The following is a 22921-nucleotide window of genomic DNA, read 5'->3' on the forward strand; positions in this document are numbered from 1 at the left end:
GTGATTTCGTGTGATGACGTAGTGATATTGGTTCAATTATTTGAACCTGCCAATGCTTGAGGTTCAAAAAAATGACCATCGGCGATCGGCTGAAGGAAGAAAGGTCGCGCCTGGGCCTCAGTCAGACTGACTTGGCGGCGGTAGGTGGTGTGGGTAAAACCACACAGATCAACTATGAGAAGGGCTCGGGAAGCCCAGATGCGCGCTACCTCGCAGCAGCTGCTGATCGAGGGGTAGATATCCTGTACGTCGTTACGGGGGTGCGGCGGCCTGCCCATGCTGACCAACTGAGCCCGGAGGGAGCAGAACTGTTGCACTTAGCTCAGAAGATCAATGGCTCTGACTTGGCCATCTTGGTGCGTATGGCTTCGGCGTTTGCGGTGGCGAACGAGCGGGCTTGAAGTTGGATTAACCTCTTGCCGCTGTTGGCAAGGGCACGCACGGACGCGGTGAGCTGGCCATGGTGGCCAGTGTTTGTCGAGGATGATGGAAATGGATGGAATAGTTGGGTTGGTTTCGCTGGTTGTGTTCGTCGGGATCTGGTGGTGGCTTGTGAAGCTGCTGCGCAAGAGCGGACGCGGATTCATAGTCCGTCACTTACTCGGTTGCACGGCCGGTTGGATGGCATCACTGCTGGTGGCTGGCATTGCGGTGTCCACCGGGATCGTTGGGCCCAAAACGGCAGAAGTGGCCGGTACTACTCAGGCGATAAAGCCCGGGTACGAATACGAGATTGTGAAAGATGAATCTCGTGAAGGGCGGCCGCGGAAAGTCGAAGTACTGCTATCGCGACGGCTGACTGACGCGGAGTTAGCTGAGGTCTCGAAAAAGATTCGTGATGACTCTGATGTAGGTGCTGATAAGACGTACATCGGATTTCGTGTCCGTGGGCAGACATTTGGTAGCTATTGGGCGAATGCCAGCTTTGAGCCTCAGTACCAAGGCAATGTTATTGCGCTGAGTGCGGCGGATTATGAAACGCTCACGAGTCGGGATCTTTCCAACTATCAGACCGCCCAAGGTGTCTGGCTGCGGGATGGGGCCATGGGCCATCTGATGGTGCTCTATACCATGAACGGCAAGTACTTTATTGATTCGGTTTTTGCCGACGGCGGAAAGAATAGTGACGAATATCTGGCCAAGCGACTGCCAGATGGATCGCTCCGACTACAGACGCCAAATAACGATTTTAGTGAGTACTATGTTATGAGTGCTGACGGTATCTTGCGGGGCTGGGGGGAGAATGGTGTCTATATGACGCTGCTGCCGAAAAGTCCTACGACAAATGGCGAGGATTCCCACAAGGGAACTTAAGAAAGTCCAAAGGAAGGGCTGGTGGCACGCATAAACGTGCTGACAATGCGGGACTCCCGGTCGTCTCAATTGGCATCGTCGGTGCCAGGCGACTGTTTAAGGAGCCAAAGTACGCATTATGGAAAATCTTACACAGTTGGAGCGCGAATTCATTGACATGCTGCGGCGGCTTACGGATCAGCAACACAATGACCTGCTGCGAATGCTGTTTGTTATGTTGAGGTCTAAAGTGTAATTTCTTTGGTGCCTCATCTGTTGGTGGGGCGTCGCTAATATAAGTTTAGGGGCTGTTGTATGGTTGGAGAAACGCTGCGAATAAGCAATATGTCGAAAAGTCATTTGCAGGAGCTGTGGAGGCGAAGTGATTCGGAAGAATTAAATAAGCTCCTTTTGTCAAGCAGCTCGAAAGAAGTTACAACGTTTTTTTCCAGAATTCCTGAAAATGGTACGCGGTCGGTTTTAGATGGTTTGGATGAGGTTACTGCGGAATTTGTGCTCAGGGTGATGAACCCGAGTCGATTGAATTCGGTTTTGCTGCTTGCGAGCACATCATTCCTGAAACGTCTGCCGACCTTGATAACAAAAAGTTTACTTTGCGATATTTTATCAAGGATCAGCCCGGATACACGAAATCAGATCTTGCAGTCAGTGCCAGTCAAAGACAGGATGATTATACAAGAAAAGATAAGTGCGAGAACTGTTGAATCTAAGATGCTTGATGAAATTATGTCTGATGAGCACTCTACCCTGCTTGAAAGAGATGCTATGGCTCGCTTTAAAGAGATTCGAGAGCGAGAGCGATTTTTAGAGCAACGGCAAAGAGCTCGTGAAGAGCAAATGCTAGAGCACTTCGAAAGTCTGAGGCATCAAATCGTAGAGGCGGAAAAGGAAGTATCTTCTAGGCAGGCACGAATTAAAGGGCTTGAAGCAAGCTATGCGAAGCGAGAGTCTGAATTAAAGGAAAATATACGTTTGCTGCAGGAAGAGCATCAAAAGCAAGTGCAAGAGAGGATTGAGGTAAAAGTCCCTGCTTTTGTAAAGTCCGCACTAGAAGCTCTAGAAGATAAAGAAGAGTCATTCGCTACTAAGGCGAGGATATGGAATTGGCAAGGTCATGTGGCAGTGATTTTGGCGATTATTGCTGCAATTGTTGGATTTTGGTACGGTGCCGATGTTTTTAAGGATGCTTCTAAAGAAAATATAAACTGGTTCTTCTTTTGTTTTGTTCTGCTGAAAGGGCTTGTGATAATTTCACTTTTTGCAGCGTGGGCAAAGCATTCATATACAGTGGCCAGTGCCTATGTGCATGAGTCGTTAAAGAGGTCTGATAGGATGCATGCTATCAATTTTGGTAAGTTGTATCTTGAGGTGTATGGAAATGATGTTAGTCAGATGGACATGAAGGCTGTGTTCGAAAATTGGAACTTGGATAGTGATAGCGCTTTCACGAGAGTTAAGACCGCTGATTTACAACCTAAAGTTTTGGAGCAGTTGACAAAGTTTGTTGACTCAGTGTCTAGAGGGTCGCAGGCAAAGAATGATTCTGTTAAGTGATTAGAGGTAGCCTGGCATAGGTGCCAGGCTTCACGTGAGATTAGTGTTGGCTTCCATGCGACTCCATTCCCTGTTCAGAGCTCGCCGGGCATTTCTTTCATTAACATAGACGCGCCTCAACCGCCTTGGCTTGGTCTGATCGCCGGCCGTGACTGACTTTTCCTTCCCCGTGCCCTTGTCGCGGTAGAACGCAATGACCCCCGTGTACTTGATCTTGCCGCGCACGCCGTCCTCAAGCAGGCTTTCGACTGTGTCCTCTGGCAGCTTGCTTTCCAGCTCCAGGCTCATGGTGTAGCCGGCGTCAGCCGTTAGACTGTGCTGGATGTTCCCGCCGTACCAGATGATTTCATCAATCTCCGACTTCATCCCCTGGCCCGCATCGCTCCAACCCAGCCACAGGCGCACCACGGCACCGCGCGGCGGGATTACCAGCAGCCCGTCGTGGTCGCTGAGGGTCAGATCAAGCTGGTCTGCTTCGAGGCCACGGATGTCGGTGAGCTGCAGGCTCATCAGGCGAGGGCTGATCAGCTGAGCGATGTCGCTGCCGTTGATGGTGATGCGGAATGCCGGCACCGGATACGCGGCATCGCGCTGAAGCCCGTCGTAGGTGTTGCGCAGGAAGCCGGTGACCTTGGCGATGGAGGGTTCAATCACAGCAGCTACCTCAGGATGTTTACACCGCCCGCTATGCCGGCGCCAAGCATGTCGATGCCTTCAATGATGTCGCGCACCAGGGAGGGGTGCATGGGCTTGTCCATCGCCCACATGTGCGCCTCGGCCAAGCGCAACGCGCTGGCCCGGACGTTCAAGCCCCACAGGCTGTTGAGTCGTCAGGCTTTCGAGCAGATCGTCATGGACCTGGGCTGGTCGGGGAACTTGTACTTGGAAAACGCGACAACATGCTGCGCGACACCCTTGGGCTCCGGCCGTGCCTGGCGAAGTACATGCGGCGGGGCTCCGATCTGGAGACCTACTACCAGGTGCGCGGCTGGCGGGACGAATACGAATTCCGCGCCGGCAGCATTTGCCACCTGCGCATAGCTGACATCAACCAGGAGGTCTACGGCCTACCGGAGTGGTTGCCGGCCCTCTAGGCCGCGTTACTCAACGAGTCGGCCACACTGTTCCGGCGCAAGTACTACCAGAACGGTAGCCACGCTGGGTTCATTCTCTACATGACCGACGCAGCCCAGAACGAAGACTTCGTCGACGACCTACGCAAGGCGATGAAGAGCAGCAAGGGGCCGGGCAACTTTCGCAACCTGTTCATGTACGCGCCCAACGGCAAGAAGGACGGCATCCAACTCATCCCGATCAGCGAGGTGGCGGCGAAGGAGGACTTCGGTGCGATCAAAAACATCAGCCGCGACGACCAGCTGGCCATGCTGCGGATCCCACCGCAGCTAATGGGCGTTGTGCCGCAGAACTCTGGTGGCTTCGGTTCGGTGCGTGAGGCTTCCCTGGTGTGGGCGGTGAACGAGCTGGAGCCCGAGCAAGCTAGGCTGTTGCAGATCAATGAATGGCTGGGGGAAGAAGTGATCCGTTTCGCTCCATATGAAGCGCCAACCGGCAAGCCAATTTGACGTACCCCAAAAGGAAAAGCCGGGAAAAGCCGTCTTAATGGCTCAAGAGGTCGTCCGTTTTGACTCATGGTTATGAAAGATCTCGTTGAACTAAATAGGCGTATTTATACGGGGAGGTGGGACGTTTTATTCCTTGGAATCCAAAGTCTCCCACGATCTTGAACTGACTCAGGAGTGCGGCTCCGGCTGCCGCGAGACTCGATGTAGTCGCGGAGAGTGCGAGGGGAGTTTTTGCTAGGAAGTCATACATGGCAGTAGCGGCACCCGTTGCCTTTGCAATATCAAGATTCACGGATGCGTGAGTGTTGGCAAGTTTGACCGGGAATTGCCATTCCTTAGTTGTTTTGACAAGGTCGCTGCAAGCCGCGTCTACCTCTTTTAAAGTCCTGTTTAGTTCGTCAATGCTGTCCGGTGCTGAGGCTACCTTGTGACTTAGGAGCTCGAAGTGATCACGAAATGCCAGTAACTCATCTCTGCGTTTTGCTTTGAATTCTAAGATTTCGTTTAGTGGTACAGTTTCGCCTGGTACTGGGATGGCGTTAAGAAGTTGGATCATAGTTCCGTTATTTGTGCCTAGCTTATCGGAGACTATTGAGTTTTTTCCGCCGGAAATAGACCAGACCCCTCGCTCGGCTTTTTCTAGCTCCGTGAGCGCTGCTAATTGCGCATTGACTAGAAGATCTTCCATTACTATGCGGCCAGAGGTTACAAATCGTGGTTTGTGCAAAATGCCGGAATTTTCTAGGTAATCCACGTCAGAGGAACCGCCGAATCCAACTATGTTGTTTTCTGGAAGCGCCAGTCGATCCCAGTACATGAGTGATGAACGCAGGTCCTGTAAATCCAATGGGCTGGAAGTGACTATTGTCGTGCCACGCACAATTAATGGATTTGAAATTATCAAGCCTCGCATTTTGCTTGGCTTTCCATAATTCGGATCGGTGAGCTTACGTTGCCTTGCTTGTCCCATACATTTCACCCATTACGTCAATTGTGATTGCTGATTGGCTAGTTTGGATCTAATGAAGTCACCAAAGCTACCGTCATTCCATTCGCTGAGGTCAATAATCTTCCCTGCATGGCGGAAGTCTTTTGTATTTAGCGTAACAACGGTGATTTCCATTGACCATTCCCCGTAATCAACATCGGTTTGGTTTTTTAGCAATCCGCTACCTTGGCGCTTGGTCCCGGACTCACCTCCCACTTTTTTGTGTTTAGTGTCATCGTTGGCAAAATCACGACCTTCGACACTAGTCATGTACCCGCCGCCAACCACATTTCCGTCGGGCATCATATCGCCGAGCCCAGCACATTGATTGCAGTCCGACCCGAGATCTCCGAGGACTAGCCACTGGGCAGGCTTCATATCCACAGCTTTCATCTGTTCCCGAATGTAATTTCCTGTGGCCCGCGCCTCAGATCGCTCGTGATCTTCTGATGGGATTTCTAGCGAGCCATTTAGGCTGATATTGAACTCTAGGTCCGTAGCCTGCTCCTCACGTAGATCGACCCCCCTACGCATCAGCTCATCCCAAGCGCAGTTGTCAATTAGCACTGTTGATTTGGTAGCCACAACCCCTCCCGTTTATTCAACAGCTTTTTTGGACTTTGCGGTTTTCTGCGTTGAAAGCACAAAATACCTACTAGTCAACTTTGCGGTCCAGGGCTCAGCGCCGCAGTCCAGCCTATTACGAACTATCCCGAATCGTGCGAAGGATGGCAATCGACCTCCCGGCTGCCCAATCCCACACCTGGCGCGCGCCCTCGTCCCCCCGCCACGCCTGCGGGCTAAATGTGTTGGATATTCCGCATGCCTGCAGCTCTGTCAGAAGAGCGCAGTCATTGGGCTGCATTGCCGGATGAGGGAGGGGCGCAATTCTGCAAAACCCTGCGAGCAGTGCTGATCGCAGGGCGCTGCCATGTGAATGGTTAACTCCACTCGAGACTTACGTTGGAAAAGCCGCGGCTGCTCAGTTCATCCAGGATGTCCTCAATCGTGGCCTCGGTGAGCGTTAGAGCCATGACGGATTTTTTGGTTACACCTTCTTCGGTGCCATCGTCTTCTTCCTCGAAATCCTCGTCATCAAACAGAACCTTATTAAGCTCCTGCCAGGTGCTCATTGTCGGACGCGACTCACCTCGTTCGTAACGGCCGGGCATGACGTGAGAGATGCCTGCTTTCTCAGCGAGCTCCTTGTGATTGAGCCCTGCCTCCTTGCGTGCGTTTTTCAGTGCGTGTCTAAAGTTCGAGCTTTTAGGGTTGGGTAGCATCTGTGTGCGCTCAGTCTATGGTGTTGAGCCGTCAGGTTACACGCGTCACGAAACTGATTCAAGTATCTCGGAAATCGATATGAACGCTATTTTGTGTACATTTTTGTGTGGCTATAGAGGTGGCTGATGGCACGTTGCGCCTTCGAGAATTTCCCAATTTTCAAGGCCTCCACCAAAAAAGGTAATTTCGGTCAGGAGGGGTATCGAGTAGTGCTGTAGGCCTTGCGGCACATGGCTTTGAGCGATTACCTCGAAAGGTAATCAGGGGTAAGGGTAAAGGTAATTTTTTCTTAAGTAGCTGATTTTAAAGGGTTTGATATTTTTGGCTTCCAACCCTGCCTTGAGGTAATCCAATTACCTTTCAATTACCAAAAAATTACCTTTTTCAAAATCGCTGTAGCCCTTTATCTACGTGGCCTCTAGAGCTTTTTCAAGACCCGATTACCAAAATTACCATTTTTCGATGGGTCAACCTGAAACGGCGTTTCCCCTACTAGGGAGGTCCTGGCGAGGTGACGTACACATCCACTCTGGGAACACTCTGGGAACAAAACCACTCGCAAACGCGCTCTGCACCCCACGGAAATCAAGGCCTCCAGCCCGGCCGACTCCGTTTTGTTGAGTTCGAATCTCTACGCTTCCGCCATATTCAAAGCCCTGATTATTCAGGGCTTTTTGCGTTTTTGGGGCTTAGAAAATCTGCCCATGGGAACACCTTTGGGAATGGTTGGTTTCGGCAGTAAGTACCTACCTGCCTTGCAGTCCGGATAGCCACAAGAGTTCTCCAGCTGGTTCGTTCGCCCCCAACCCCGCGCCCTCAAATCCCCCCAGCCTGGTGCATACAGGTGTTCAGGTCTTCAAGAAACGCCCGCAAAATCGGCGGCGGTGTCACGCCGCGCCGGGTGATCACGTCGAAGGGCGAGGTGAGGTCCAGGGTATTCGCACCCAGCCGGCGCATTTCGCCGGTCTTGACCCACTGCTCGGCAAAATGCACCGGCAGAAACCCGATATAAGCACCGGAAATGATCAGGATCGCGGCCGCCTCGATGTTCTCCACGGTCGCGGCGGCCTTGGTGATGCCCAGTTGCTCCAGGTCGTATTGCTGCATGTAGCCGCGCACCACGATATGGCACTGGCGGACCTCTTCAAGCAGCCGGCCGTTCGCCGCCTTGCTGGCGTACAACGGATGGCGTCGGCCGCAGTAGAGCCCCAGGGCTTCGTCGTACAGCGGCAAGTACGAAAGCCCCGGCACGCGCAGCGGAAAATGACCGATGGCCAGGTGCAGCCGGCTGTCCAGTACACGCTCTTCCAGCTCCGCCGGGGCGCCGATGTAGATGTGCAGGTGGGCATCGTGCCCGCGTGAAACAAAGCGCTGGGTGGTGCGCGGCAGAGGCGAGGCATTGTCGGTCAGGGTGGAGTCGATGATGCCCAGGTTGAGCTTGCCGCTGATGTGCTGCTTGAGCACGTCGGCATCCAGGCAAAAACTTTCCACGGCGCTGAGCAGGCGCAAGGTCGCTTCGTGGATGGCCACACCCTGTTCGGTCAGGCGAAAGCCACTGCGCCCGCGCTGGCACAGCTTGACCCCAAGGCGGGTTTCCAGGTGGGTCATCTGTTCGCTGATGGTCGACTGGCCGGCGTTGAGGGCGGCCTGCGCGGCGGAAAAGCCACCGCACCTGACGATGGTGGTGAATACCCTGAGGAGCTTCAGATCGACGTCGTGGAGCTGGATCACTGGGGCCTCCTGGCGGTGCGTCACATCGCGCTGGCTGATATGAGCGTCCGGCCATTGTTTTTTTTCAAGCTAACCACGGCCCTGTGATCACTGCAATGCCTGGCACCTGGAAATGCCTGCCGGTGCACGCCTGGCATTTTGCTGGGCTGCTGGCAGGGGGGCGGATACTTCGGGCTGACCGATGTATGCATCTGCACTTGCGCATTTTTCCCGCGTTGGCCTGCCGCCATAGTGGCTGCAACGGCGGTCGAGCAGTCGCCCCGTCTCCTGACCAGAACAATAAGTGGAGAAACCCGAACATGGCAAAGCACGGTTATGAATCCGGCCGCCTGAACCTGCCCTTCGTAGGGCATTGCACCTTCGCCAAGTCACCTATCTGCACCGACTGGAATGCCATCGACGCCGATGTGGCGATCCTCGGCGCGCCCAACGACATGGGGACCCAATGGCGGTCTGGCGCACGTTTCGGACCGCGCGGTATCCGCGAGGCATCGACCCTGTTCTCGTTCGGCCATGCGGGCGCTTACGACTTCGAAGATGATGCCACCTACCTGACCGACGACCAGTTGCGCATGGTCGATGTCGGCGATGCCGATATCGTGCACACCGACATGGCCACCAGCAATGCCAACATCGAGTCGGCGGTGCGCCAAATCCTCGCGGCGGGTGCCATGCCGATCGTGCTGGGCGGCGACCATTCGATCCACGCGCCGGTCATCAAGGCATTCGAGGGGCGAGGGCCGATCCACATCGTGCACTTCGATGCCCACCTGGATTTCGTCGACGAGCGCCATGGCGTGCGCTACGGCCACGGCAGCCCCCTGCGCCGCGCCTCGGAGCTGGACCACATCGTCGGCATGACCCAGATGGGCATCCGCAACGTGTCGTCCTCCAACCGCGACGACTACGATGCCGCCCGCGAAGCCGGTTCGCAGATTCTCTCGGTACGCGACGTGCGTCGCCTGGGCTGCGAGGGCGTGCTGGCGAAGATCCCCGAAGGCCGTGACTACTACATCACCATCGACATCGACGGCTTCGACCCGTCCATCGCACCGGGCACCGGTACCCCGAGCCATGGCGGGTTCTTCTACTACGAAGTGCTGGAGATCATCCAGGCGCTGGCCCGGCGCAGCCAGGGGCGGATCGTCGGCATGGACCTGGTGGAAGTGGCCCCGGCTTACGACCCGGCAGGCGTGACCTCGATCCTCGCCGCGCAATTGCTGATGAACAGCATCGGCTTCATCTTCCACGCGCGTGCCAACGCTCGCTGAACCGGAGACTGTACCGTGGACAACAAGGTAAAAGCCTACCTGCAGGCCTTCGGTGTTTCCGAGGCCACCCAGCGTTTTCTCTCCAAGCCCCAGCGCATGTTCATTGGCGGTGCCTGGCTTGAGGCCAGTGACGGTGCCAGCGCCGAGGTCATCGAACCGTCCACCGAGGGCGTGCTGACGCGCATCCCGATGGGCACCCAGGACGACCTGGACCGTGCGGTGCGCGCTGCCCGTGCGCAATTCGATGGCGGCCCGTGGAGCCAGCTCAAGCCCCTGGAGCGCGAGCGCCTGATTCATCGCCTGGCTGACCTGGTCGAGGCCAATGGCGACGAGCTGGCGCAGATCGAGTCGATCGACATGGGCAAGTCGGTCGCCCAGGCCCGGGCCGTGGATATCCAGGGCACCGTCGATACGCTACGTTATTTCGCCGGCTGGGCCAGCAAGATTCATGGGCGCACCGTCGAGCCTTCATTGCCGGGCAACTACCTGGCTTATACCCGCAAAGAAGCGGTCGGCGTGGTCGGTGCCATCGTGCCCTGGAACTTCCCGCTGCAAACCATGGCCTGGAAGCTCGGCGCGGCGCTGGCGACCGGCTGCACGGTCGTGGTCAAACCAGCGGAGTTGACGTCTCTGTCGGCGCTGCGCTTTGCCGAGCTGGTGCAGGCGGCGGGCATCCCGGATGGCGTGCTGAACATCGTCACCGGGCGAGGCAGCGTGGTTGGCACGGCGATGTCCAGCCACCCGGGCATCGACAAGCTGAGCTTTACCGGCTCTACCCCGGTGGGTTGCTCGGTGGGCAAGGCGGCGATGGACCAGATGAAGCGCCTGACCCTGGAACTTGGCGGCAAGTCGCCGGTGATCGTGTTTGCCGATGCCGACATCGACGCGGCGGCCGAGGCAGTCGCCAACGGCGTGTTCTTCAACTCGGGGCAGGTATGTGATGCCGGTACCCGCGCCTATGTCGAGCGCAGCGTCTACCCGGCCTTCCTCGAGGCGCTGGCCCGGTACACCGCCACGCTGAAGATCGCCCCAGGCCTGGACCCTGACTGCTTCATCAGCCCGATGGTGTCGCGCCAGCAACAGCAGCGGGTGCTGGAATACATTGCCCTGGGCAAGGACGAAGGCGCGCAGGTGTACTACGGTGGCGAGCCGGTGCAAGGCCCGGGCTTCTTCGTGCAGCCAACCATCTTCGCCCACTGCAACAACGACATGCGCATCGTCCGCGAGGAGATCTTCGGCCCGGTGCTGGTGACCATGCCCTTCGACTCTCAAGAGCAGGCCCTGTCGCTGGCCAACGATTCGGAATACGGTCTGGCGGCGGCGATCTACTCCAACGACCTGGGCAAGGTCCATGGGCTGATCCCGCGCCTGCGCGCCGGCACCGTCTACGTCAATGCCCACAGCACACTGGACCCGTCCATGCCGTTTGGTGGCTACAAACAGTCGGGCTATGGCAAGGACATGGGTGCTGAACAACTGGAGTTTCTGCTGGAGACCAAGGCGGTCTGGATCACCTTGCCCTGAGGTACAGGGCTGGCCTGCGTCGCCTGGTTTGGCGAGCGACGCGGGCCACATGAACGCATCGAATTTCAAGAACAAGAACCCGTCGAGGTGATGCCAATGAACAGCCAAGTGGATACCGAGCGTGCACAAGACCTGGAAAGGCGCCTGCGTGCCTATGAAGAACTGGAGGGCAGGGCGCACTGGCCCGGCGCGTTGAGCGCGGCGGATGTTGTCGCCCTTGCCGTGCTGACCCTGGTCATGGTGGCAGGGGCGTATTGCCTGGGGGGCCAGCCATGAGCCGGTCCAGAGAGCAGGAGTTTCGTCTGGCCGCCGAGCGCGGCGATACGCCCTTGTTGCCGGGCGAGCGGGTCTGGGGTTTCTGGGGTTATGCCTACGCCAACTCGGCGTTGGCGGTGGCTACCTGGGTATTCCTGATCGGTGGGGCCACCGCGCTGTTCGTCGGGCCGTTGCAAGGGATTGCGGCGATTATCATCGGCAATATCATCGGCGTGGTACTCGCGGCATCGTCCACTTGCCTGCCGTGCGGCAAGTACGGTGTCGAGCAGTTCACCTTCCTGCGCAGCATGTTCGGCCTCAATGGCAGCCGGCTGGTCTACATCCTTTCGGTGGTGATCCTGACCATGGGTTGGCTGGCGGTGCTGGGGCTGATGTGCGGGCGGGCGCTGGACAACCTGGAAACCCTGGTACAGCACAGCCAGCCCGACAGCAACGACTGGCTGGTGACTGCAGGGGCTTTGCTGGCCATCGTGCTGGCGGCGCTGGTGGCCATGCGCGGGCCGGACATGATCCGCCGCCTGAGCGCGGTGATCGCGCCCAGCCTGATCCTGATCATGCTGGCGCTGATGTACTTCATCTCCCGCCGTTACAGCTTCGGCGAACTGCTGGCCATGCCGCCCTTGCAGCCTCCGTTCGAAAACCCTCACGTCAACTTCATGGTTGCGGTAGAAATCAACATCGCCGCGGGCTTTTCCTGGTGGCCCTACATTGGCAACCTGTCGCGCCTGTGCAGTAATCAGCGTACGGCGTTCTGGCCCAATCTGGTGGGCATCTTCGGCGCCGCTTCGCTGGGTGAGTCGGTCAGCCTGTTCGCTGCCACCACACTGGGCAGTAGCGACCCCACCGCCTGGATGCGGCTGGCCGGTGGCATGGCGTTTGGCGTCATCGCCCTGAGTTTCCTGGCGCTGGCCAACCTGACGGGCATGGTCAACATCCTCTACACGGCGGTCATCGGCCTGCGTCAGTTGGCCGGGGAGCGGTTGCGCAATGTGGGCTGGGGAATACTGATCGGACTGTTCTGCATCATCCCGGTGGTGATCGTGGTGTTCCTCCCGGGTATCTACGACGGCTTCTTCATCTTCCTGGTGTGGACGTCGGCACTGAACAGTGCACTGGCCGGTATCGGCATCGCCGACTACTTCTTCCTGCGCAAGCAACGCCTGAACCTGCGCCATCTGTATGCCGAGCAAAGCGGCTCGCCGTTGCGCTTCTGCAAAGGCTTCAACCCCATCGCGTTGCTGGCGCTGGTGGCTGGGTTTGCCATCTACGTGCTGGTGTTCAACCCGCAGACCCTGGCCCATACCGACTTCTTCACCTTCGCCACCGCCTCGCTGCCGTCCTGCCTGCTGGCCGGGCTGGTGCATTACGGCCTGACCCGGCTGCTGGCCACACGCCTGGGCTGGGGCGGCTACCCAAAGGGCAATGAACGCAACATCGAGGCCGCAGGCCTTCGCGTACAGGACTAGAACAATGAAAAAACGATACGACTACATCATCATTGGCGCGGGCTCTGCTGGCTGCGTGCTGGCCAACCGCCTGACCGAAGATGCCGGCATCTCGGTGCTGGTGCTGGAGTTCGGCGGCAGTGACCGCAGCGTGCTCATCCAGATGCCCAGTGCGTTCTCCTTGCCGATGAATACCAAGAAGTACAACTGGCGCTACGAAACCGCCGCCGAAGCCCACCTGGACGGCCGGCGCCTGCACTGCCCGAGGGGTAAAGTGCTGGGTGGTTCGTCCTCGATCAACGGGCTGGTGTATATCCGTGGCCATGCCTGCGACTTCGATGAGTGGGAAAGCCTGGGCGCGAAGAACTGGAGCTATCGCAACTGCCTGCCGTACTTCAAGCGCGCCGAGAACTTCAAGTTTGGTGGCGATGACTACCGCGGTGGCGCAGGGCCGCTGGCCACCAACAACGGCAACAACATGCAGAACCCGCTGTACGGTGCCTGGGTAGAAGCCGGCGCCGAGGCGGGCTACATCAAGACCGCTGACTGCAATGGCTACATGCAGGAAGGATTCGGCGCCATGCACATGACTGTGAAGGACGGGGTGCGCTGGTCCACCGCCAATGCCTACCTGCGCCCGGCCATGAAGCGGCCGAACCTGACCGTGGTGACCCACGCCATGACCCGGCGCATCCTGCTCGACGGCAAGCGCGCAGTGGGCGTGGAATACGACGAGGGCGGCCAGACCCACACGGTCCATTGCAACCGCGAGGTGCTGGTGTCGTCCGGCCCGATCGGTTCGCCGCACCTGTTGCAGCGCTCGGGTATCGGCCCCGAGGCGGTGCTGAAAAAGGCTGGCATCAAGGTGCTGCACGACCTGCCGGGTGTGGGCGAGAACCTGCAGGACCACTCGGAAATCTACATCCAGTACGCCTGCAAGGAACCTGTGACCCTCAACGGCAAGATGAGCCTGCTGGGCAAGGCCATGATCGGTCTGCGCTGGCTGCTGTTCAAGGATGGCCTGGGCGCCAGCAACCACTTCGAGGCGGGAGGTTTCATCCGTTCGTCCAAGGGGCTGCGCTGGCCGGACATCCAGTTCCACTTTTTGCCGGCGGCCATGCGCTACGACGGTGACAAGCCGTTCAAGGGCCATGGTTTCATGGTGCTGACCGGGCCGAACAAGCCCAAGAGCCGCGGGTATGTGCGGGCCCTGTCGGCCGACCCTTATGAGCACCCGGAAATCCGCTTCAACTACCTGCAAAGCGAGGAGGACCGCGAGGGCTTCCGCCGCTGTGTGCGCCTGACCCGCGAGATCATCGCCCAACCGGCCATGGACCGCTTCCGTGGCGTGGAACTGGCGCCTGGGCCGCAGGTACAGACCGATGAGCAGATCGATGCCTTCGTGCGTGCCAACATGGAAAGCACCATGCACCCGTGCGGGTCTTGCCGCATGGGTGAGGACGACATGGCAGTGGTCGACTCCACGCTGCGAGTGCGCGGCCTGCAGGGGCTGCGGGTGATCGATTCGTCGGTGTTCCCGAGCGAGCCAAATGGCAACCTCAATGCGCCGACCATCATGCTGGCCGAACGTGCTGCCGACCTGGTGCGCGGGCGTGAGCCGCTGGCGCCGGTCAATGTGCCGGTCGGATTGGTGGATGGGTGGGAAGACGCACAGCGAAGCCGCGCGCCACGGCGTGAGGTTGGGGCGTGATCAGGCGTGGGTGAGACTACGCGGTCCCACAGAAATAGCGCTGGCCCAAGAGGCGTGCTGAAGCCGCCCCGGTTGGACCGATAGCGCTCCAATGTAGTGATATCGATACAGCGCAGGGCAGGGCAGGGTATACGACGCTTCGGCGTCGTATACCGCATCATTATCCCCACCCCCTGGAGTGGCTTCATTACAGCAATTAAAGTTGATACCCGCGTAGAGCCGTGTATTTAAAGGCCTATAGCCTTTGGCACAGACCTTGCTCTTTCCCTTGCAGCCGGCCCGCTGTTCAACGGCATATCCGGTCAGAAAGTTGAACTTGTGACGTTATAAAAACAATTAAACTAGCAAGGTAAATAACAATGAATAACCTGCCGCAGGGTCACTGCCCGCCTGAGGGTGACACCCACGAACTCAAGCGCAATCTGTCAAACCGCCATATCCAGTTGATCGCCATCGGCGGCGCAATTGGCACGGGCCTGTTCATGGGCTCTGGCAAGACCATCAGCCTGGCTGGGCCTTCGATCATCTTCGTCTACATGATCATCGGCTTCATGCTGTTTTTCGTCATGCGGGCAATGGGCGAACTGTTGTTGTCCAACTTGCAGTACAAGTCATTCATCGATTTCTCAGCGGACCTGTTAGGCCCGTGGGCGGGGTTCTTTACCGGGTGGACCTACTGGTTCTGCTGGATCGTCACCGGTATTGCCGACGTTATCGCCATTTCCGCCTATTCACAGTTCTGGTTCCCGGATATTCCCTTGTGGTTACCCGCACTGGCCTGCGTCGGCCTGTTGCTGTCGCTTAACCTGATGACGGTGAAGATGTTCGGTGAACTGGAATTCTGGTTCGCCATGATCAAGATCGTGGCCATTTGCGCCTTGGTCTGCACCGGGGGGTACATGGTGGCGGCGGCCTATCAGTCGCCCACTGGCAACGTTGCCTCGCTGGCCAACCTGTGGAACGACGACGGGATGTTCCCCCACGGCGCCATGGGCTTTTTCGCCGGTTTCCAGATTGCGGTATTCGCCTTTGTCGGCATCGAGCTGGTCGGCACCACTGCGGCGGAAACCAAGAACCCCGAACGCAACCTGCCACGGGCCATCAACTCCATCCCGCTGCGCATCATCGTCTTCTACGTGCTGGCGCTGATTGCCATCATGGCCGTGACCCCTTGGCGAGAAGTGGTGGCCAACAAGAGCCCCTTCGTCGAACTGTTCGTGCTTGCCGGGCTGCCTGCCGCTGCGGGGATCATCAACTTCGTGGTACTGACCTCTGCGGCGTCTTCGGCCAACAGCGGCGTGTTCTCGACCAGCCGCATGCTTTATGGCCTGGCGGTGGAGGGGGATGCACCGGGCAGGTTCAGTGCGTTGTCGCGGCGTGCGGTGCCCTCCAACGGGCTGATCTTCTCCTGTGTGTGCCTGACCGCTGGCGCCCTGGTGATCTACCTGATGCCGAACATGCTCGACGCGTTCACCCTGATTACCACGGTGTCGGCGCTGCTGTTCATGTTTGTCTGGTCGATCATCCTGCTGTCGTACCTGGCGTACCGCAAACAGCGTGATCACCTGCACCGTGCGTCGAAATACAAGATGCCGGGCGGCACGGTCATGTGCTGGGTCTGCCTGGCGTTCTTCGCCTTCATCCTCAGCTTGCTTGCCCTGGAAGCGGACACCCGCATGGCGTTGTACGCCGTGCCCGTGTGGTTTGCCGTACTGGGCCTGTCCTACCGCTCCATTCGCCAGAAAAAACAGGAGCACGCCGCGCTGTCGCTTGAAGCGGAGTAACCGCCGCTATCACGTTCTGACCAAGGGGGCAGCGCCGGGTGTGCTGGCCCCTGTTGTCGTTTCGCCAACCAGGGAATCACGATGAGAATCCACGTCACCTTCATCGACCGTGTCGGTATCACCCAGGAAATCCTGGCACTGCTTGGGGCGCGCAACCTCAACCTGGACGCGGTAGAAATGATCCCGCCCAACGTCTACATCGACGCCCCGGCACTGTCACAGGTCGTGCTGGACGAACTCTACGGTGCGCTGTTGCGCGTGATCGGGGTGCAGGCTGTCGATCTGGTCGACTTCCTGCCCGGCCACCGCCGGCGCCTGCAACTGGAGGCACTGCTGGCGTCGATGAGTGACCCGGTGCTGGCGGTCGACCCCGGCGGCCATGTGTTGCTGGCCAACCCCACTCTGGTCAACCTCATTGGCCGCGAGCCGGCCGGTGAGCCGTTGTCGCGGCTGTTTGCCGAGGCCGACCTGGCCCAGACCCTGATCGACAAAGGCTTTCGCCTGCCCATGTGCGAGGTGGGCTTCCAGGGCCAGGCATTGTTGCTGGAAGCCACGCCTATCAGCGGCGGCGCCGATGCCCTGGTGGGCGGCTTGCTCACCCTGTATCCGCCAAGCCGGATCGGCGAACGCCTGGCGTCGTTGCTGCACGACCACAGCGAAGGGCTAGGGGGGCTGCTGGGGGATTCCATAGCACTCAAGGAACTCAAGGTGCGCCTGCACAAGGTGGCAGGCCTTGAGGCGCCTTTGCTGATCCAGGGCGAGACGGGCACCGGCAAGGAGCTGGTCGCCCGCGCCTGCCACGCCCTCAGTACCCGGCGCGATGCGTCGTTCCTGGCCCTCAACTGCGCCGCCTTGCCCGAGAGCCTGGCCGAAAGCGAATTGTTCGGTTACGCCGCCGGTGCCTTCACCGGCGCCCAGCGCGGCGGCAAGCCCGGCCTGCTGGAGCTGGGCGATGGCGGCATCGTGTTTCTTGATGAAGTGGGGGAGATGTCGCCTTACCTGCAGGCCAAGCTTTTGCGGTTTCTCAATGACGGCAGCTTCCGCCGCGTTGGCGGTGGCGGTGAGGTGCGGGTGAACGTGCGGGTGGTCTGCGCCACCCACCGCAACCTTGAAAGCATGGTGGTCGAAGGCAGCTTCCGCGAAGACCTCTACTACCGCCTCAACGTGCTCAACCTCAAGGTGCCGCCCTTGCGCGAGCGCGGCAAAGACATTGTGCTGCTGGCCGAGCACTTCCTGCGCCAAGCCTGCGCGCAGATACAGCGCTCGCCCTGCCGCCTGGCGCTGGCTACCCATCCGTTGCTGCTGAACAACCGCTGGGCAGGTAACGTGCGCCAGTTGCAGAACGTGATTTTCCGCGCCGCGGCCATCAGCGAAGGCGAGGTGATCGACTGCGACGACCTTGAGCTGGCCGGTACCGCCTTGAGCAGTCAGCAGCCTGACGCACACGAAATCACCAGCCTGGAAGCGGCCGTGCAGGGCTTTGAAAAATCCCTGCTGGAAAAGCTCTATGCGACCTATCCCTCGACCCGGCAACTGGCCGCACGGCTGCAGACCTCGCACACCGCCATCGGCCAGCGCCTGCGTAAATACGGCATCGCCACCCGTGCCTGACACCCTGGTGCCAATACGCTCCACTGGAGTGATTCCACTCCAGTTCGGCGAGGCCCCGCGTTCACTGGCACTCCCCGTTGCGCAGGCCTGCTGGTGCGACGAACTGGAGCTTTATCGTTCCGCCCGTGATGCTTGAAATCAAACTGATAATTAACGTAACTAGTTGAAATATAAGTGTTTTATTAAGTTGGCACTGCCCTTGCTCTTGTAGTTTTCAGTCCTGTACCGGGACCCACCTGATAACAAGAGAGGAAGATCCATGAGCATGCTGCGTTTTACCCCCGAACACGAATGGCTGCGTCTGGAAGCGACTGGCGAATTGACCGTCGGCATCACCACCTATGCCCAGGAGGCGCTGGGTGATGTGGTGTTCGTGCAACTGCCGGAGCCAGGCGAGTACGGCGAGGGCTATGAAGTCGCGGTGCTGGAGTCGGTGAAGGCCGCCAGCAATATCAGCATGCCACTGAACGGTACCGTGGTGGCGGTCAACCAGGCGCTGGCCGATGACCCGGAGCTGGTCAATGCCTCGCCCATGCAGGACGGCTGGTTCTTCCGTATCCAGGTGGCCAACCTCGCCGACCTCGACACCTTGATGGACCAGGACGGCTACGACCGCTTCCTGGCCGACAACGCCTGAGCCAGGGTATCGACATGCACAACTCATCTGTTCCATTGACCACGGATAACGAGTTCATCGCCCGCCACATCGGCCCGCGCGAACACGATATCGAGGCGATGCTGGCGCTGACCGGCCATGACTCCCTGCAAACCCTGGTCGACTGCGTCATCCCCGACAGCATCAAAGGCACCAGCGTGCTTGAACTGAGCAAAGGGCAGGGCGAGGCCGAGGCCCTGGCTGCGCTCAAGGCCATCGCCGCGAAGAACCAGCTGTTTCGCAACCACATCGGCCAAGGCTACTACCCGTGCCACATGCCGACGCCGATCCTGCGCAACCTGCTGGAAAACCCGGCCTGGTACACCGCCTACACGCCCTATCAGCCAGAGATTTCCCAAGGCCGCCTGGAAGCGCTGCTCAATTTCCAGACCTTGGTCTGTGACCTTACCGGCATGCAGATCGCCAACGCCTCCTTGCTCGACGAGGCCACCGCCGCGGCTGAAGCCATGACCTTCTGCAAGCGCCTGGCGAAGAGCAAGGCACCGGCCTTTTTCGCCTCCCGCCATTGCCACCCGCAAACCCTCGACGTGCTGCGCACCCGTGCCCAGCCGCTGGGTATAGAGGTCGTCATCGGTGATGAAGCGGCGCTGCAAGACCAGGACCTGCAGGCCTGCTTCGGCCTGCTGCTGCAGTACCCGGCCAGCACGGGCGCCATCGCCGACCACCGCGCCCTGGTGCAACGCGCCCATGCCGTCGGCGCACTGGTGGCGGTGTCCGCAGACTTGCTGGCGCTGACCTTGCTGACCTCGCCTGGCGAGTTCGATGCCGACGTGGTACTGGGCAGCGCCCAGCGCTTTGGCGTGCCGCTGGGCTTCGGCGGCCCGCACGCGGCGTACTTTGCCACGCGCGATGCGTTCAGGCGTGACATGCCCGGCCGCCTGGTCGGTGTCTCCATCGACCGCTTTGGCAAGCCGGCGCTGCGCCTGGCCATGCAGACCCGCGAGCAACACATCCGCCGCGAGAAAGCGACCAGCAACATCTGCACCGCGCAGGTGCTGCTGGCCAATATCGCCAGCATGTACGCGGTCTACCACGGCCCCCAAGGCCTGGCGCAGATCGCTCAGCGTGTGCACCGGCTGACGGCGGTGCTGGTGCAAGGGTTGGTGCAGCTCGGGCACCGGGTGGAGCAGGCGCACTTCTTCGATACCGTCAGCGTGGTCACCGCCAGGCCTGCGGCCGATGTGCTGGCTGCCGCCCAAGGGGCGCGCCTGAACCTGCGCCCGATCGATGCCCAGCGCGTTGGCCTGTCGCTGGATGAAACCTGCGAGCAGGCCAGTGTCGAGGCCTTGTGGCAGGTATTCGCTGCCCCGGGCCAGGCGCTTCCGGATTTCGTCGCCCTGGCTGAAGGCTGTGGCGATTACCTGCCGCTGCAACTGTTGCGCAAAACCCCTTTCCTGCAGCACCCGGTATTCAACCGCTACCATTCAGAAACTGCACTGATGCGCTACCTGCGCAGCCTGGCCGACAAGGACCTGGCGCTGGACCGCACCATGATCGCGCTGGGCTCGTGCACCATGAAGCTCAACGCCGCCAGCGAGATGATCCCGATCACCTGGCCCGAGTTCGGCAACCTGCACCCATTTGCCCCGGCCGAGCAGTCGCTTGGCTATCGGCAACTGACGGACGAGTTGCAGGCCATGCTCTGCGAGGCCACCGGCTATGACGCGATGTCACTGCAGCCCAATGCCGGCTCGCAAGGTGAATACGCCGGCCTGCTGGCTATCCGCGCCTACCACGCCAGCCGTGGCGAAGCGGGCCGCGATGTCTGCCTGATCCCGTCTTCGGCCCACGGCACCAACCCTGCAACGGCGCAGATGGCCGGCCTGCGTGTGGTGGTGGTCAATTGCGACGAGCGCGGCAACGTCGATGTGGCCGACCTGCAGGCCAAGGCCGAGCAGCACCGGGCGCAACTGGCCGCGCTGATGATCACCTACCCATCTACCCATGGGGTGTTCGAAGAGGGCATCACCCGCATCTGCGACATCATCCATGAGCACGGCGGCCAGGTGTACCTGGACGGCGCCAACATGAACGCCATGGTTGGCCTTTGCGCCCCGGGCAAGTTCGGCGGTGACGTGTCGCACCTCAACCTGCACAAGACATTCTGCATCCCGCACGGCGGTGGCGGGCCTGGGGTCGGCCCGATCGGGGTCAAGGCGCACCTGGCGCCGTTCCTGCCCGGCCACGCGCACATGGCGCACAAAGAGGGCGCTGTCTGCGCCGCACCTTATGGCAGTGCGAGCATCCTGCCGATCACCTGGATGTACATCCGCATGATGGGCGGCGAAGGGCTCAAGCGCGCCTCGCAGCTGGCGATTCTGAGTGCCAACTACATTGCCCGGCGCCTGGAGGAGCACTACCCGGTGCTGTACACCGGCGAAAACGGCCTGGTCGCCCATGAGTGCATTCTCGACCTGCGCCCGCTCAAGGACAGCAGCGGTATCAGCGTCGAAGACGTGGCCAAGCGCCTGATCGATTTTGGCTTCCACGCCCCGACCATGTCCTTCCCGGTGGCCGGCACGCTGATGGTCGAACCGACCGAGAGCGAGTCCAAGGAAGAACTGGATCGCTTCTGCGAGGCAATGATCTGCATTCGCGAGGAAATCCGCTCCGTGGAAAACGGCACCTTCGACAAGCTCGACAACCCGCTGAAAAACGCACCGCATACCGCCCATGAACTGGTGGGTGAATGGCCCCATCGCTATGGCCGGGAGCTGGCTGTGTATCCGCTGCAAACGCTGAGCGAGAACAAGTACTGGCCGCCAGTGGGGCGCGTGGACAACGTCTACGGTGACCGCAACCTGGCCTGTGCCTGCCCACCCATGTCGGTCTACCAGGACGCCTGATTGCCCAGGCCCGGACCTTGCCCCCAAACAATAAGGAAGCACCTGCATGTTCCATAAAAGCCTGACCCTGTCCGACTTCGACCCTGCGCTGCATGAGGCCATCTGCCGCGAGGTGCAACGCCAGGAAGACCACATCGAACTGATCGCCTCGGAAAACTACACCAGCCCGCAAGTGATGCAGGCCCAGGGCACCGAGCTGACCAACAAGTACGCCGAAGGCTACCCGGGCAAGCGCTATTACGGCGGTTGCGAGCACGTCGATGTGGTTGAGCAACTGGCCATCGAGCGCGCCAAGCAGCTGTTCGGCGCCGACTACGCCAACGTCCAGCCACACTCCGGTTCCTCGGCCAACGGCGCGGTCTATCTGGCCCTGCTGCAGGCCGGTGACACCATCCTCGGCATGAGCCTGGCCCACGGCGGCCACCTGACCCACGGTGCCAAGGTGTCGTCCTCGGGCAAGCTGTACAACGCAGTGCAATACGGCATCGACACCAGGACTGGCCTGATCGACTACGACGAAGTCGAGCGCCTGGCGGTCGAGCACAAGCCGAAGATGATCGTTGCCGGCTTCTCGGCCTACTCCAAGACCCTCGACTTCCCGCGTTTCCGCGCCATCGCCGACAAGGTCGGTGCGCTGCTGTTCGTCGACATGGCCCACGTCGCCGGCCTGGTTGCCGCTGGCCTGTACCCGAACCCGATCCCGTTCGCCGACGTGGTCACCACCACCACCCACAAGACCCTGCGCGGTCCACGTGGCGGCCTGATCCTGGCCAAGTCCAACGAAGAGATCGAAAAGAAGCTGAACGCCGCAGTATTCCCGGGCGCCCAGGGCGGCCCGCTGATGCACGTGATCGCCGCCAAGGCAGTGTGCTTCAAAGAAGCGCTGGAGCCAGAGTTCAAGAGCTACCAGAAACAAGTCATCGAAAACGCCCAGGCCATGGCCCAGGTGTTCGTCGACCGCGGCTACGACGTGGTCTCCGGCGGCACCGACAACCACCTGTTCCTGGTCAGCCTGATTCGCCAGGGCCTGACCGGCAAAGATGCCGACGCCGCCCTGGGCCGCGCGCACATCACCGTCAACAAGAACGCCGTACCGAACGACCCGCAGTCGCCGTTCGTCACTTCGGGCCTGCGCATCGGCACCCCGGCCGTTACCACCCGTGGTTTCAAGGTCGCCCAGTGCGTGGCTCTGGCTGGCTGGGTCTGCGACATCCTCGACCACCTGGGTGATGCCGATGTCGAGGCCCAGGTGGCCGCGTCGGTGGCCAAGCTGTGCGCGGCATACCCGGTCTATCGCGCCTGAGTCGACTACAAGGAATCGTT

Annotated in this window: 18 protein-coding genes and 1 pseudogene; 14 read left to right on the plus strand and 5 right to left on the minus strand. The window is 59.6% G+C overall.

Annotation, left to right across the window (positions count from 1 at the left end; genetic code table 11):
• Positions 1-71 precede the first annotated feature (71 nt).
• The 3 genes from BUQ73_RS07865 to BUQ73_RS27895 all read left to right on the plus strand — a co-directional run bounded on the left by BUQ73_RS07865 (position 72) and on the right by BUQ73_RS27895 (position 2868).
• A complete protein-coding gene (locus tag BUQ73_RS07865; RefSeq protein ID WP_079227325.1) occupies positions 72-401 on the plus strand; it encodes a helix-turn-helix domain-containing protein in 330 nt (109 codons plus the stop codon).
• A gap of 91 nt (positions 402-492) precedes the next feature.
• Entirely contained in the window at positions 493-1314 is an 822-nt protein-coding gene (locus BUQ73_RS07870; protein WP_079227326.1) for a zinc ribbon domain-containing protein, read from the plus strand.
• Between the two features lie 294 nt (positions 1315-1608).
• Entirely contained in the window at positions 1609-2868 is a 1260-nt protein-coding gene (locus BUQ73_RS27895; protein ID WP_152031513.1) for a hypothetical protein, read from the plus strand.
• Between the two features lie 30 nt (positions 2869-2898).
• On the opposite strand, the gene BUQ73_RS07880 is transcribed toward BUQ73_RS27895, so the two are convergent.
• Positions 2899-3522, minus strand: a complete 624-nt coding sequence (locus tag BUQ73_RS07880) for a hypothetical protein (RefSeq protein ID WP_079227328.1) — start codon at positions 3520-3522, stop codon at positions 2899-2901.
• Between the two features lie 126 nt (positions 3523-3648).
• Between BUQ73_RS07880 and BUQ73_RS07885 the strand changes: the two are divergent.
• A pseudogene (locus BUQ73_RS07885) lies at positions 3649-4451 on the plus strand (phage portal protein); the annotation flags it as partial.
• 70 nt (positions 4452-4521) lie between these two features.
• Here the strand turns inward: BUQ73_RS07885 and BUQ73_RS27900 are convergent.
• The 4 genes from BUQ73_RS27900 to BUQ73_RS07900 form a co-directional block, all read right to left on the minus strand.
• Positions 4522-5421 (minus strand): DUF6236 family protein, encoded by a 900-nt coding sequence (locus BUQ73_RS27900; protein WP_152031514.1) that lies wholly within the window; start codon positions 5419-5421, stop codon positions 4522-4524.
• Between the two features lie 12 nt (positions 5422-5433).
• On the minus strand, positions 5434-6024 hold the full coding sequence (locus BUQ73_RS07890) for a hypothetical protein (protein ID WP_152031515.1): 591 nt from the start codon (positions 6022-6024) through the stop codon (positions 5434-5436).
• Between the two features lie 356 nt (positions 6025-6380).
• Positions 6381-6722, minus strand: coding sequence for a helix-turn-helix domain-containing protein (locus BUQ73_RS07895; RefSeq protein ID WP_079227330.1), 342 nt, complete (start codon positions 6720-6722; stop codon positions 6381-6383).
• Positions 6723-7539: 817 nt separating this feature from the next.
• The gene (locus BUQ73_RS07900; protein WP_079227331.1) at positions 7540-8454 is read right to left on the minus strand and encodes a LysR family transcriptional regulator; all 915 of its coding nucleotides are present in this window, start codon (positions 8452-8454) and stop codon (positions 7540-7542) included.
• Between the two features lie 299 nt (positions 8455-8753).
• On the opposite strand from BUQ73_RS07900, the gene speB reads away from it, so the two are divergent.
• From speB to glyA, 10 genes are all read left to right on the plus strand, one after another.
• The gene (gene speB, locus BUQ73_RS07905) at positions 8754-9725 is read left to right on the plus strand and encodes an agmatinase (RefSeq protein ID WP_027596333.1); all 972 of its coding nucleotides are present in this window, start codon (positions 8754-8756) and stop codon (positions 9723-9725) included.
• A gap of 15 nt (positions 9726-9740) precedes the next feature.
• Positions 9741-11249 carry an aldehyde dehydrogenase family protein gene (locus BUQ73_RS07910; RefSeq protein WP_079227332.1) on the plus strand — a complete coding sequence of 503 codons (1509 nt, stop codon included), beginning with the start codon at positions 9741-9743 and terminating at the stop codon, positions 11247-11249.
• A gap of 96 nt (positions 11250-11345) precedes the next feature.
• Entirely contained in the window at positions 11346-11525 is a 180-nt protein-coding gene (locus BUQ73_RS07915; RefSeq protein WP_079227333.1) for a hypothetical protein, read from the plus strand.
• Positions 11522-12991, plus strand: a complete 1470-nt coding sequence (locus tag BUQ73_RS07920) for a cytosine permease (RefSeq protein ID WP_079227334.1) — start codon at positions 11522-11524, stop codon at positions 12989-12991. Before BUQ73_RS07915 ends, BUQ73_RS07920 begins: the two co-directional genes overlap by 4 nt.
• Positions 12992-12995: 4 nt before the next feature.
• Positions 12996-14681, plus strand: a complete 1686-nt coding sequence (gene betA / locus BUQ73_RS07925) for a choline dehydrogenase (RefSeq protein WP_079227335.1) — start codon at positions 12996-12998, stop codon at positions 14679-14681.
• 359 nt (positions 14682-15040) lie between these two features.
• The gene (gene cycA, locus BUQ73_RS07930; RefSeq protein ID WP_079227336.1) at positions 15041-16465 is read left to right on the plus strand and encodes a D-serine/D-alanine/glycine transporter; all 1425 of its coding nucleotides are present in this window, start codon (positions 15041-15043) and stop codon (positions 16463-16465) included.
• 81 nt (positions 16466-16546) lie between these two features.
• Positions 16547-18076: a sigma-54-dependent transcriptional regulator gene (locus BUQ73_RS07935; protein ID WP_079227337.1), complete on the plus strand. Its 1530-nt coding sequence runs from the start codon at positions 16547-16549 to the stop codon at positions 18074-18076.
• A 259-nt stretch (positions 18077-18335) separates the two neighbouring features.
• Complete coding sequence (gene gcvH / locus BUQ73_RS07940; protein WP_079227338.1) at positions 18336-18713, plus strand: glycine cleavage system protein GcvH; 378 nt, start codon at positions 18336-18338, stop codon at positions 18711-18713.
• A gap of 14 nt (positions 18714-18727) precedes the next feature.
• Positions 18728-21598 carry an aminomethyl-transferring glycine dehydrogenase gene (gene gcvP / locus BUQ73_RS07945; RefSeq protein WP_079227339.1) on the plus strand — a complete coding sequence of 957 codons (2871 nt, stop codon included), beginning with the start codon at positions 18728-18730 and terminating at the stop codon, positions 21596-21598.
• 46 nt (positions 21599-21644) lie between these two features.
• Positions 21645-22901 (plus strand): serine hydroxymethyltransferase, encoded by a 1257-nt coding sequence (gene glyA, locus BUQ73_RS07950; RefSeq protein ID WP_079227340.1) that lies wholly within the window; start codon positions 21645-21647, stop codon positions 22899-22901.
• The last annotated feature ends 20 nt before the right edge of the window (positions 22902-22921 follow it).

The organism is Pseudomonas putida, from assembly GCF_002025705.1.
In the GTDB taxonomy this organism is placed as follows: Bacteria; Pseudomonadota; Gammaproteobacteria; order Pseudomonadales; family Pseudomonadaceae; genus Aquipseudomonas; species Aquipseudomonas putida_J.